This window comes from Acinetobacter sp. YH12145 (genome assembly GCF_013418335.1).
Classification (GTDB): Bacteria; Pseudomonadota; Gammaproteobacteria; order Pseudomonadales; family Moraxellaceae; genus Acinetobacter; species Acinetobacter amyesii.
In genome coordinates this window covers 285940-298168 of the sequence record NZ_VPCE01000005.1, presented here as the reverse complement: position 1 = coordinate 298168, position 12229 = coordinate 285940, and the positions used below count along the sequence as shown (strand labels likewise).

Annotated in this window: 12 protein-coding genes; 4 read left to right on the top strand and 8 right to left on the bottom strand. The window is 40.8% G+C overall.

Annotated features, from left to right (window positions below; translation table 11 throughout):
• Nucleotides 1-476: 476 nt before the first annotated feature.
• From FTU80_RS07395 to FTU80_RS07385, 3 genes are read right to left on the bottom strand one after another with little or no spacing between them, the layout of a single operon-like run.
• Nucleotides 477-1553: a DUF6670 family protein gene (locus tag FTU80_RS07395; RefSeq protein ID WP_180084630.1), complete on the bottom strand. Its 1077-nt coding sequence runs from the start codon at nucleotides 1551-1553 to the stop codon at nucleotides 477-479.
• A 36-nt stretch (nucleotides 1554-1589) separates the two neighbouring features.
• On the bottom strand, nucleotides 1590-2414 hold the full coding sequence (pssA, locus tag FTU80_RS07390; RefSeq protein ID WP_078192422.1) for a CDP-diacylglycerol--serine O-phosphatidyltransferase: 825 nt from the start codon (nucleotides 2412-2414) through the stop codon (nucleotides 1590-1592).
• A gap of 41 nt (nucleotides 2415-2455) precedes the next feature.
• The gene (locus tag FTU80_RS07385) at nucleotides 2456-3313 is read right to left on the bottom strand and encodes a 23S rRNA (adenine(2030)-N(6))-methyltransferase RlmJ (RefSeq protein ID WP_078189232.1); all 858 of its coding nucleotides are present in this window, start codon (nucleotides 3311-3313) and stop codon (nucleotides 2456-2458) included.
• Nucleotides 3314-3426: 113 nt separating this feature from the next.
• Between FTU80_RS07385 and FTU80_RS07380 the strand changes: the two genes are divergently transcribed.
• Together FTU80_RS07380 and FTU80_RS07375 are read left to right on the top strand one after the other, a co-directional pair.
• Nucleotides 3427-4029 carry a 2OG-Fe(II) oxygenase gene (locus tag FTU80_RS07380; RefSeq protein ID WP_180062876.1) on the top strand — a complete coding sequence of 201 codons (603 nt, stop codon included), beginning with the start codon at nucleotides 3427-3429 and terminating at the stop codon, nucleotides 4027-4029.
• Between the two features lie 71 nt (nucleotides 4030-4100).
• On the top strand, nucleotides 4101-4628 hold the full coding sequence (locus tag FTU80_RS07375; RefSeq protein ID WP_180084629.1) for a hypothetical protein: 528 nt from the start codon (nucleotides 4101-4103) through the stop codon (nucleotides 4626-4628).
• A gap of 49 nt (nucleotides 4629-4677) precedes the next feature.
• Here FTU80_RS07375 and FTU80_RS07370 read toward each other — a convergent pair whose 3' ends face one another.
• The 5 genes from FTU80_RS07370 to FTU80_RS07350 form a co-directional block, all read right to left on the bottom strand.
• Nucleotides 4678-4935, bottom strand: a complete 258-nt coding sequence (locus FTU80_RS07370; protein WP_078189234.1) for a DUF2789 family protein — start codon at nucleotides 4933-4935, stop codon at nucleotides 4678-4680.
• 105 nt (nucleotides 4936-5040) lie between these two features.
• On the bottom strand, nucleotides 5041-5301 hold the full coding sequence (locus FTU80_RS07365) for a DUF2789 family protein (RefSeq protein ID WP_078189235.1): 261 nt from the start codon (nucleotides 5299-5301) through the stop codon (nucleotides 5041-5043).
• A gap of 187 nt (nucleotides 5302-5488) precedes the next feature.
• Nucleotides 5489-6475: a malate dehydrogenase gene (locus FTU80_RS07360; RefSeq protein ID WP_078189236.1), complete on the bottom strand. Its 987-nt coding sequence runs from the start codon at nucleotides 6473-6475 to the stop codon at nucleotides 5489-5491.
• 170 nt (nucleotides 6476-6645) lie between these two features.
• Nucleotides 6646-7305, bottom strand: coding sequence for a ribonuclease I (locus FTU80_RS07355; protein ID WP_111885947.1), 660 nt, complete (start codon nucleotides 7303-7305; stop codon nucleotides 6646-6648).
• Nucleotides 7306-7350: 45 nt separating this feature from the next.
• Nucleotides 7351-9327 carry a lytic transglycosylase domain-containing protein gene (locus tag FTU80_RS07350; RefSeq protein WP_257221456.1) on the bottom strand — a complete coding sequence of 659 codons (1977 nt, stop codon included), beginning with the start codon at nucleotides 9325-9327 and terminating at the stop codon, nucleotides 7351-7353.
• A 307-nt stretch (nucleotides 9328-9634) separates the two neighbouring features.
• On the opposite strand from FTU80_RS07350, the gene miaB reads away from it, so the two are divergent.
• Both miaB and FTU80_RS07340 read left to right on the top strand, forming a co-directional pair.
• Nucleotides 9635-11092: a tRNA (N6-isopentenyl adenosine(37)-C2)-methylthiotransferase MiaB gene (gene miaB, locus FTU80_RS07345; RefSeq protein WP_168379136.1), complete on the top strand. Its 1458-nt coding sequence runs from the start codon at nucleotides 9635-9637 to the stop codon at nucleotides 11090-11092.
• Nucleotides 11093-11130: 38 nt separating this feature from the next.
• Nucleotides 11131-12222 carry a PhoH family protein gene (locus tag FTU80_RS07340; protein WP_111885944.1) on the top strand — a complete coding sequence of 364 codons (1092 nt, stop codon included), beginning with the start codon at nucleotides 11131-11133 and terminating at the stop codon, nucleotides 12220-12222.
• Nucleotides 12223-12229: the final 7 nt, after the last annotated feature.

Sequence of the window (12229 nt, the reverse complement as noted above, 5' to 3'; positions counted from 1 at the left end):
CAGCGTTCAATCTGAGCCATGATCAAACTCTTCAGTTTAAAATCAATAGTACATATAGTGTACCAATCTTGGCTCATCAATTACTGACAAAAATTTGCTCAAATAAACTTCGAGTAATTTCTACCATCAATCAATGAAAATAATTTCGATCAATCAATCAGTAAAAATCCACACAAGTTGTTCTTCATAATCTCTTAATGATCTTCTTGTTGGTTCGTCACCAGCAAGCTAGGTCGGCTATATTACTCTTTATTTCTAAAGAGTCAACTGATAATTCAAATTATTTTTAAACTTTCCTTCTAAAACCCAACTTAATCAATTCAACCAAGTCATTGTTTTATCAGAAGTTTTAATCTTCATCACCGCCGATGGATGTGCATTCTACAGCATTTCTGATCCAACGCAACACCCTTTTCCATTTATTTTTAGTTTTTCATTACGTTTGTTTATTTATTCTACTAAATTGAGTTTTTTTACTATTTTTTGAGCATAAAAGGGACAATATTTCCATATTTGTCCGTTAATTTATCTTTTTCATTCTTTTCTTGCCATTTTAAAGCTCGACAATCGACATATTCACAGTAGCCACCCTCCCCACACTCGATTTCGTCGTTAATTTTAATTTGATAGTTAAAGCTTCCTGCATAGCCAGCGCCGAGTCCAAATTTAAAATCCCCACGGCTCTGCGCCTGTACATGTATTTTCATTTTGTCATTTTGGTAAATCCATTCAAATTCACGTGGTAAATACATTTTTTGCAAATTGGGGGTTTTAACCACAGGATAAACGCGCATGACTTTAAAGAACACGCCTTGGTCTGCCATGAACACTTGCTTCTGATTTAAATCTCTTAGATATAAACGTGAGCTCAAAATATTGTTATAGCGGTCTCGCGTTTGCATAAAGATAATTTGACGTTGTCGACTAAGGTTAATCACCTGATGGGTATAAAACGCTAAAGGTAAATATGGGAACTTGCGTATTTGTGCATAAGACAAAACAGCCAACTGATTTACATCATACATCTGGCCCTGAAATTTGATTTGACCTTCACATTGGCACATCACCGACCAATATTCAGCAAGACCTAATCTCAACTTAATTAAACACGAAGAAATATCGGTAGTTTGCACGGACAAATCTAAACTGAGTTCAGTATCTTCTCGATGGATTTGAAATACCGCTCCATCCCAACCAATCTGCTCTTTATCTCTAAATTTAAAGACGGTATCACTCAGACTACAGTCGTCTTTGATGGAATATGATTGTAATTGCCCAACCATATGACCGCTCACACTGGTCAATACTGTGGCTGTATTGAGTTCGTCTTGTTGAATGGACACAGGATTTTGAAAAGCGGGAATCTGAGGCTGACCGAGCCAACTTATAAAGTTAAGATAATGTAAGGGCGCAGGAAGATTCGGTAGACAGAGTCCATAATGGACTGAAGGGTAAGGCGTATTCGGCGCATGTAGATTTATTTTTTTATGTTGTAAATCTGGAGCTTGATTCAGTCGTCTTGATTGATCCAAGAAATCTTGAAATATCTGCATATCAAGCTCCTTTTCATTTTTATTTCATGTTTTAACTCATGCTTCAGCCTTTTTTGCCATTAAGGTTGTGACAAAGCCAGACAATGCATAAATTACTGAAATAATTAAAATACCCATTGGAATATTATACGTTACAGCAGCTAAAATGAAGACTATGATTGGCAACACCGCAAATGGAACACGGCGACGATCCACAGTTTTAAATGAATAGTATTTTACATTTGAGATCATCAATAGACCCACTGCAATAATCACTACCGCATTAAAAATCTGAATACCTGTTTCGCGTAAGTCGAAGACCGCAGGGATATCCATACCTACCCATACCAATGAAATAATCATAACGGCTGCGAGTGGACTTGCAACACCAATAAAATAACGTTTATCGACAACCCCAATTTGTACGTTAAAACGTGCCAAACGGAAGGCTGCACATGCGGTGTAAACAAAACATGCTGCCAGGCCAATACGGCCTAAGTCATTTAGACTCCAGCTATACATTAAAATGGCAGGTGCAACACCAAATGCTAGCAAGTCTGATAAGGAGTCAAACTGTTCACCAAAAGGACTTTGTGCGCCGATAGCACGTGCGACACGTCCATCCAAACCATCAAATAATGCTGCAAGGAAAATGGCATAAATGGCTTGTTGAAACTCACCATTCATACTGGCAATTATTGAATAAAAGCCGGATAACAACGCTGCAGTTGTAATCAAGTTTGGCCACAGATAGATCCCACGACGTTTCACTTTATGCCCTTCATGGGTATGCTCCTCTTCTTCAACTTCAAATGTAATGCCATCAAATGCATTTTCATCCTTTGAAGAAATTTCCCGCTCAGGTTTATTTGTATTTGTCATTGTTCGATCCTAACTGTGACCTTTCTTTTTCAAATTTAAAATTATTCGCCAACCAACCAACGTACGGCTGCATGACCACCATTTTCATTCATACGAAGATGTGGGAACAACCATTGTAATGCTTCGTCCGCATCTTCAGAGAATTTCCAAGGTGGGTTAATCACCAATAAACCACAACCATTTAGACCCACTGGAGTGTCATCTGGCCATACACAAATTTCGCAAACCAACTGACGACGAATGCCGGTTTTGTACATTTTCTTTTCAAAACGTTCAATCATCGCGCGGTCTTTAATTGGATACCATACCGCAAAAACGCCTGTCGGCCATTTTTTATAAGCAGCCACCAACAATTCTACAAGCTGTGGAAAATCTTTACGTTCTAATTCGTAAGGCGGGTCAATCATGACCAAACCACGTTTTTCTTTTGGTGGAATTACACCCAGTAAACCTTCGTAAGCATCACGCTCATGCAAGCCTGCACGTTTATCAAAAATATTGTGGCGCAATTGTTGGAATACATCGCGCTGCATTTCAAAAATCGTTGCCTTATCAGTTTCACGCATGCCTTCAAGTGCGAACCACGGAGAGCCTGGATAAGCGCCTTTGCCAAAGTTTTCACGCATTTTTTCAACAACTTTTAAATATTGTTGAACACCTTCAGGCGCATTGCGTTTAATCGAATCATCGAGCTTAACTAAACGATGAATACCATTTAAAAACTCACCTGATTTCTGTGCTTCAGAGGTCGAAAGATCATATTTACCTGCACCACCATGTGTATCTACATAGCGATAAGGTTTATCTTTTGCATTCAGTCGACTTAATAACTGAAGCAGCAAAACGTGCTTCATCACGTCGGCAAAGTTGCCTGCATGGAAATGGTGACGGTAATTCATGTTTCTTTAATTCCTGATATCAACGGACATTTTAGCATGAAAAATAGTTTCATTCCGATGCTATTCTTGCTCTAGAATACGTCACCTTTTTTCCTCTACTTTTTGGATCGCATATGGAAACAGCCTTTCTCCCAAAGTCTTGGCCGGTTGATCAAATCCTCGATGATTTAGATCAACACGGGTTTAGCATTATTGATGACGCTTATCCTGCTGAATATATACATGCACTTGTTGAAGAATGTATGTCAAATTTAAATAAATTTAGGGATGCAGCCGTACAAAATGGGGTCATCAGTAAAATTAGAAGTGATCATATTTTATGGATTAACGACACATTAGATGTCGCACAAGAACACGTTCAAGCCTTAGAACTTTTATCAGAACAATTTAATCGCGCATTTTTTTCTAACATTCACGAAGTCGAAGCACATTTTGCTTGTTATAACGCAGGTGAGTTTTATGCACTACACAAAGATAATCCTCAAGGCAAAAATGGACGTGTCATTTCAGCGGTTTATTATTTGCATGAATATTGGCAAGCCGACTGGGGCGGTGAATTGCGCTTACAAGATAAGAATGATGTTTGGCATATTTTAGAACCTAAACCGAATCGCATTGCGTTATTCCAAAGTGACCTATTACACGAGGTACTCGAAGCTAAACATCAACGTTTATCGATTACGGCTTGGCTACGTAATGACAACTCGATGTGGTAATTCGAGATTCCTCCTTTAAATCCCTTAAACTATCCTCATATATGAGTCATTCATAGATGAGGATGTACCCGATGCGTCAAAACAGTCATAAAATTATTCAGCGTATTGGCGAAACCGATCAATTATTTCTACAAGGCAACAGCCCTGAACTTACCCTTGAGCGTGCAGACTTACGCCTGCAATTGGTTAATTTAAGTAAGAACCATCAAGAACAAGTGTATTTTCTGCAAGAAGCCATTGTTCTACTTGAGCAAAGCCGGATTGAATTTGAAGAAATGCCGATTGAGCTATACATCAATTTGTCTGTGCATTTAGCCAAAGCCTATATGGTATTTTTTGAAATCACCAAAGAGCAGCGCTATGCCCTGATTACCCAGCAGATTATGAAACCGATGTCCAAAGCTGAACATGGCGACATCTACTTCTATTTGGCCTATGCCTCTGCAGTAAAACAAGAACCTGCGTTAACCCGCCACTGGTTATATAAATACAGCAAATCTCAAGAATTCAAACTCACCACATTACTTGAGCATCCTGCATTTAATCCTTATCGCCAAGAAACTTGGTTTTTAGAATTACGCCAAAGTAAACTGCACTAAATAAAAAACACCTCCGAAGAGGTGTTTTTTATTTATGGAGAAGTGAAATCTATGCTGGTTGTAGCTTATATGCATCCATATGCAACTGTTGATTCAGCTCATCAATCCAAATGGCCCAATCATCATCTTGTACTAAATGGCTGATTAGAAAGTCGCGCTGTGCTTTATTCCAAAACGGCGCATCATGTAAATTTTCACTTGCGGCAAGCTGATGCGTACGTACGTATAACTCGATCGCAGCTGGACTGCTGGCTAACCCCAATTGAGAAAACAATAAAGCTAAGGATGGTTTATTTTGATTGAGCATCTCGCCCTCCTTATCAACTAATCTGTCATTTATTATTTAATTAACTTATATGATGCTGATAAAAAAACCTAGCGATAAAACTAGGTTTGTTGTTTCAAATTGTATTTAGATTTTGCATGATCCTGAAAGCTTATGTTCTGTATGCAATTGTTCATTTAAAATATCGACCACCATGGCCCAGTCATCATCTTTTTTCCAATGACTAATAATAAAGTCGCGCTGTGACTTCGTCCAAAATGGCGCTTCATGCAATGGAACATCCATGGTGATTTGATGCGTTTCGATAAATTGATCGATGCCTTCCGGACTTGCATCCAACCCCAATTGTTCAAAAAATAGTTCCAACGTCGGTTGTTGATCAAACATTGCCGTTCTCCTCAAGCCTATAACATTTCTCTCATCTTTATAGTTATCTGTTTATTTGACTTTGTCAGTTGCAACAGCATCTCAACGTGTTATTTTTTGTTCAAAAATTAAGCGTGGTATTTTTCGCAGGCCATAAAAAAGCACCCCAAATGGAGTGCCTTTTTATAATTTAATTTAAAAAATTAAATTATTTAACCATGTCAGCAACTGCTGCACGTTCTTCTTCAAGCTCGTTTAGAGTGAAGTTGATACGTTCACGGCTGAATTCGTCGATTTCAAGACCTTGAACGATTTTGTATTCGCCGTTTTCAGTTGTTACAGGGAAACCGAACATTACGCCTTCAGGAATACCATAAGAACCGTCAGAAGGAATACCCATAGTTACCCATTTGCCGTTTGTGCCAAGAGCCCAATCGCGCATATGGTCGATTGCAGCGTTTGCAGCAGAAGCAGCAGAAGAAAGACCACGTGCTTCGATGATCGCAGCACCACGTTTACCAACAGTTGGAAGGAATACGTCTTTGTTCCAAGCAGCATCGTTGATTTTGTCTTTTAAGCTTTCGCCGTTTACATTTGCAAAACGGTAGTCAGCATACATCGTTGGAGAGTGGTTACCCCAAACTGTCATGTTTTCGATGTCAGAAACTGCAACACCTGCTTTTTGAGCAAGTTGAGTTAACGCACGGTTGTGGTCAAGACGTAACATTGCTGTGAAGTTTTTCGCTGGAAGATCTGGAGCAGATTTCATTGCGATGTAAGCGTTAGTGTTTGCAGGGTTACCTACAACAAGAACTTTAACGTCACGGCTAGCAACTTCGTTAAGCGCTTGGCCTTGACCGATGAAGATTTCACCGTTTACTTTAAGAAGGTCAGCACGTTCCATACCAGGACCACGTGGACGTGAACCTACAAGAAGAGCGTAGTCAGCATCTTTGAATGCAACTTTAGGATCATCAGTACCGATCATACCTTCTAAAAGAGGGAATGCGCAGTCATCAAGTTCCATCATTACGCCTTTAAGCGCTTGTTGAGCTTTCTCAACTGGAATTTCTAATAATTGAAGGATAACTGGTTGGTCTTTACCCAACATTTCACCGCTTGCGATACGGAATAATAAGCTATAACCGATTTGACCAGCTGCGCCAGTAACGGCAACACGAACTGCTTGCTTCATGTAATTATCTCCAATTGAGGAAGGTCATAATGATTAAATAGCTGTTCTATCTAATCTTAATAATCATAAACGGCAAAGATTGTACTCCAATCTTTTGACGCTTGCATGTAAAAGAGAATGCTTTTCAACAAAAGTATGATAGGAAATATAAATAAAATGCCGAAAAAAGCTTAGAAAGAACCTTTAATTATGAAAGTTGCAGGACAATTTCCGACAATAGTCGTAGGGCAACTTTTATACTGACCATTGTTTTTATAGCAAATTTTAATCTCTGTCAGTAGGCTGCCACCACGGGTTTGCATACAATTAAATTCAATACTTTGGGATACCAATCCGCTGTTCATACGCAACATTTTATTACGCAAGACATTGGCTTGAATGGATTGGGTTTCTTGGCTAGTCAATTCATCTGGAATTTTTAGCTTATCTGCATGATTAATAATGGTTCTGAAATACTGACTAGCATTCATTGGGATACAGCCGCCGGTAGTGTGCCAAAGCGCCACGCGAGCATTTTCATCAGGCATAATCCGTGCAACCACTTTGGCTTGCAACGGAGAAAGTTTAGCTGAACTATTGGTGGTGCAATCACGGGTAGAAGTTTCTGGATATAGTCCCGTGATATTGAGTGAATACCCTTCTAAACATTTACGTTTTTTACTTTTTAATGGGTCATAGGCGCAAACAGCTGGCACCATTTGCACATCCATCACATAGCCATTAACCACGGGTGCTGCCGAAAGCACAGACACACCAAAGCCTGCACCACTGCCGATGAGCAGTGATGTCAGTATTCGATAAACAGGTCTAATGTTCAATTCGGCATTCATTATTTACCCATATTGCGCCTTAAAACAGGCGCATTGCTTTAATGCTTATTGCGCATTCCGTAATGGAATCATTTGCATTCGTTTTTCAATCGATTGCGGTCCCTGACCCAATAAAAGGCCGTAATGGGTTGCATTGGTCATCACATGTTTTACATAGTCTCGAGTTTCCGTTAATGGAATCGATTCTGTATATTGGTCCGCTGCAATCGCTTGATACTCAGGCTGCCAGCGTCGAGCACGATTTGGACCCGCATTGTAACCTGCGGTCGCTAATACTGGACTATTACTCAATTGACGTTGAATCATTGATAAATAGAAAGTGCCATAACGGATATTGGTATTCATATCCGTTAATGCAGCGGGGTTATAACTCTCCCCCATCTGACGAGCCACCAATTTTGCGGTGTCTGGCATAATTTGCATTAAACCACCGGCACCGACATGTGAACGTGCGCTAGTAACAAACCGACTTTCTTGACGCATCAAACCATAAGCCCATGCTGGGTCAATCCCTGCATTACGACTATGACTCACCACATAATTTTGATGTGGCATGGCATAACGTAAAGCATAGTTATGCTGGTTGGTGGTTCGATCTGCTGCATAAATCGCCCGATCATACCAACCCATATCGGTTGCTCGTTTAGCTGCGGCAAGAATCATGCCATCATCATGCTTTAAATAGGCTTGACGCACTGCCCAGTTCCATTCACGGTTAATATAGCTGTCAGATGCATTAATATTGCGCAATGCAAAGGCACGACGGAAGTGAATATCCTGACTGAGACGCTGCGCATCTTGTGACGAAGGCTGCACATTTGACGGAATATTGTTATAAGACTGACCAATTTTGTCACGTGCTAACAAATTATGGTAATCATCGCCAATGGCAAGCTTACGATAAATTTCTTTTGCCGCACGTTTAGATGAGGCATCGCCACGTTGTTCAGAGGCACGTGCTAACCAATATTGCCAACGGTCTTCCTGCTTTTGCGAAACGCTCATCGCATCAATTGCACGAATGACACTTTCCCATGCGCCAAAACGAATGGCTTGTCGCGCATAAATCTCGGCTTCTTCTGCACTAAAAGGCAGTCCATAACTCAAATCAAGATAATTTAGAACTTCACGGTTGAAATTATTTTTCATTACCGTTGTACCACCGATATACCCGACACTACGGTATAGGGCTTTTTGCACATCGGCTGGTGTGCCTTCTGCTGCACGTTTCACCGAAGAAATCGCGCCATTTAAGTCGCTATCTGCCAAGCGACCCATCGCATAGATCAGGTATGCATGATCTTCAGCTGTGGCTTTGGGTGCAGACCATAAATAATTCAGTGGATTGGCTTGAATGGTGTTGAGTTGTGACAAATTAATATTCACGCCAATGGTTTGCGCAGTCGCAATCGCTTGTCCTGACTGACCCGCTCTTAACTGTCCCCACATCCGTTGATGGCGGTCATCTTGAGTCATTAAAGGACTCGACAGCATCATACGGCCCAAACCCGTACACGAGTCAGGTTGTGAGTTTGTGGTCAACCATACATCTTTAAATTCTGCGTAAACCAGAGGGTCGCCCGACTTTGCGCGGACTTGAGCCATGGCACATGTTTCAGCACGGTCAGCATTAGTCACATATTGTAAGACAGGCTGTGCTGTAGCGAAATCAGCTTGTTTGACTTTTTCTTCAACATAATCTGCGGCTAATTTTTCTGCCATTGCCGAGTTTGGATAACGCTGTGCAAAATTAATAATGGCACTTGCTGGCTGTGAAGCCAAATTGTTATTCAGTAACCAATATTCTGGATAATAGCCCAAAACATCATTTTGCATGGATGATTGGTATTGTTGTAATAAACTAATATTGCCTGCATTCGCAGCACGTAAAGCATCGTTAAACTGCTCATCTGCGGCTTGGGCAAACGCAGAAATTCCGGAGAGCCCGACACTCAAAGCAAGTAATTTAGCGTAATTTTTCTGTTTAAAATTATGTTTTAACATCCACTTGCCTTCTTTCATGTCATTCTGCTCAGTTACAGCACATCGAACTTTGTTTAGGAATTAGTTTAATAATTCTAAACTCTGCATTGTGTTCTGTTATGTAACCTTATGATTAGCCAATATTAATTTTCAAACATTTTTACTTCATAAATCAATATGGCAGAGTTGTCATTTTAGGCTGTAAGTTTCTAATGAATTACTGCTAAAATATTGCCCATTCTTAAAATCCCCTTTTTGACCTCCGCAGCTGCACAATTCAATTGATTGAATTGTCTGTCAGCCACGTATGGTTATTGATTTTCATAAAATTCCTTTAGGAGCCTACATGACGGTTCAAACCTTCATCCCCAATAGTGCCCAAGCTGCCCCAGATAACACTGTTACCCAGCCACAGCACACCCCAGCTCAAGATGGAGCAGTGAAAAAACTGTACATCGAAACGCAAGGGTGTCAGATGAATGAGTATGACAGTCAACGTATGGGCGACCTTTTAGGTGATTCTCACGGCTATGTGCTGACAAGCGATCCAAAAGAAGCGGATATTCTCCTGATGAATACCTGCTCTATCCGTGAAAAAGCACAAGAAAAAGTATTTTCTGAGTTAGGCCGCTGGCGCAAACTGAAAGAAAAGAATCCTGATCTTGTGATTGGTGTCGGTGGTTGTGTGGCATCTCAAGAAGGCGACAACATTCAAAAACGTGCGCCTTATGTCGATATGGTCTTTGGCCCACAAACTTTGCATCGTTTACCGCAAATGCTGGATCAACACACTGAACAAGTGGTTAAGCCGAAAAAAGAAAAAATTCAGTTGGTGGATATTTCATTCCCTGACATTGAAAAATTCGACTTTTTGCCGGAACCGCGTGTAGAAGGTTTTAAAGCCTTTGTCTCGATTATGGAAGGCTGCTCAAAATACTGTTCTTTCTGTGTGGTTCCTTACACACGTGGAGAAGAAGTATCACGTCCACTGGATGATGTATTGGCTGAAATTGCCACTTTAGCTGAAAAAGGCGTACGTGAAATTTCATTACTCGGCCAAAACGTGAATGGCTACCGTGGTGAAACTTTTGAAGGGGAAATCTGTACCTTTGCAGACTTATTACGTTTAGTTGCTGAGATTCCAGGGATTGGTCGTATTCGTTACACCACATCGCACCCGCTTGAATTTAATGATGACTTGATTCAATGCTACCGTGACTTACCGCAAATGGTTTCTCACTTGCATCTACCAGTTCAAAGTGGTTCAAACGACGTTCTACAAGCCATGAAACGTAACCACACGATTGATGTATATATCGATAAAATTGCTAAATTACGTCAAGTTCGCCCTGATATGCATTTATCTAGCGACTTTATTATTGGCTTTCCGGGTGAGACTGACGAAAACTTCGAAGAAACTTATCAATTTATCCAAGATATGGATTTCGATCATTCATACAGTTTCATCTACTCAAAACGTCCGGGTACTCCTGCTTCAGAACTTGAAGACACGACCCCTGAAGATGTGAAAAAAGAACGTCTTGCAAAAGTTCAACAATGGATTAAACAATCCAGTATCGATAAAACTGATGCAATGCTAGGGACCATTCAACGTGTCTTGATTGAGTCTGTTTCAGACAAAGATCCGAACTTGCTGATTGGTACTGCAGACAATACACGTTTGGTTAGCTTTATCGGTGATCCTGCATGGGTTGGGCGTTTTGCAGAGATTGAAGTGACAGATATTAAAACTTTGAAGTTTGTTTACGGTGAACTCTTGAATCTTGAGCCTGACGTGGCGTAATGTAAGCTTAATCGTCAGACCAATTTAAAGGAATTCTCTTGACTGCAGCGATTCGACGTACTGTAACTTTTGCTGGTATTCCACTTGACCGTTTACAAAGCATGCTCGGTGCCTATAACGGTCATCTCAAACAAATTGAACAACGTTTAGATGTCAAAATTTCTCATCGTGCAGATGCTTTTTTTGTCGATGGGGAAATCGATGCGGTAGAGAGAGCCGAAAGTCTCCTTCACCGTCTTTATGAAGAGTCCGAAACCAATCCACAGATTAGTGCGGACATTTTACACATGATGATTCAAGGCAGTCAGACTGACCGCGAAATTCAGGAAGACTTTTCTGAAAATGAGCACACCGGTTTAGATAATGTTTATCTACAAACCCGTAAAGGTCGGATCAACCCACGTGGTGCCAATCAAAAGCGCTACGTGCAACGTATTTTACAAAGTGATATTTCTTTCGGTATTGGCCCAGCGGGTACAGGTAAAACCTATCTCGCGGTCGCCGCTGCTGTAGATATGCTAGAACGCAACGAAATTCAACGCATTTTATTGGTTCGCCCTGCGGTTGAAGCTGGTGAAAAACTGGGTTTTTTACCCGGTGATTTGAGCCAAAAAATTGACCCTTACTTACGTCCGCTATACGACGCTTTGTATGAAATGCTCGGTTTTGAAAAAGTCGCTAAACTGATTGAACGTCAAGTGATTGAAGTGGCTCCTCTGGCCTACATGCGTGGTCGTACCTTAAATCATTCTTTTGTGATTTTAGATGAAGCACAGAACACCACTCCAGAACAAATGAAAATGTTCCTCACCCGTTTAGGTTTTGGTTCTCGTGCAGTAATCACGGGCGACATTACACAGGTCGATTTACCTCGTGGTCAACAATCCGGTTTGGCACATGCCTTACGTGTGATTGAAAAAATCAAAGAAATTCATATTACTCGCTTCCACTCTCGTGACGTGGTACGTCATCAATTGGTTCAAAAAATTGTTGAAGCCTATGAGGGATGGGACAGCGAACAACATCGCCTCACGGCTGAACAACGTGCAGAACGTAAAGCACGTCAGGAAGCCTTGGTGGCGGACAATGATGCTAAAGCTGATGGGCAGCATCAAGACGAAAACATTTAAGGATTCA

Coding starts and splice junctions, on each gene's coding strand:
- FTU80_RS07355 (WP_111885947.1), bottom strand. CDS start 7,305: ATGAATGCCGAATTGAACATTAGACCTGTTTATCGAATACTGACATCA.
- miaB (WP_168379136.1), top strand. CDS start 9,635: ATGACGGTTCAAACCTTCATCCCCAATAGTGCCCAAGCTGCCCCAGAT.
- FTU80_RS07370 (WP_078189234.1), bottom strand. CDS start 4,935: ATGCTCAATCAAAATAAACCATCCTTAGCTTTATTGTTTTCTCAATTG.
- FTU80_RS07350 (WP_257221456.1), bottom strand. CDS start 9,327: ATGAAAGAAGGCAAGTGGATGTTAAAACATAATTTTAAACAGAAAAAT.
- FTU80_RS07395 (WP_180084630.1), bottom strand. CDS start 1,553: ATGCAGATATTTCAAGATTTCTTGGATCAATCAAGACGACTGAATCAA.
- FTU80_RS07385 (WP_078189232.1), bottom strand. CDS start 3,313: ATGAATTACCGTCACCATTTCCATGCAGGCAACTTTGCCGACGTGATG.
- FTU80_RS07365 (WP_078189235.1), bottom strand. CDS start 5,301: ATGTTTGATCAACAACCGACGTTGGAACTATTTTTTGAACAATTGGGG.
- FTU80_RS07380 (WP_180062876.1), top strand. CDS start 3,427: ATGGAAACAGCCTTTCTCCCAAAGTCTTGGCCGGTTGATCAAATCCTC.
- FTU80_RS07360 (WP_078189236.1), bottom strand. CDS start 6,475: ATGAAGCAAGCAGTTCGTGTTGCCGTTACTGGCGCAGCTGGTCAAATC.
- FTU80_RS07375 (WP_180084629.1), top strand. CDS start 4,101: ATGCGTCAAAACAGTCATAAAATTATTCAGCGTATTGGCGAAACCGAT.
- pssA (WP_078192422.1), bottom strand. CDS start 2,414: ATGACAAATACAAATAAACCTGAGCGGGAAATTTCTTCAAAGGATGAA.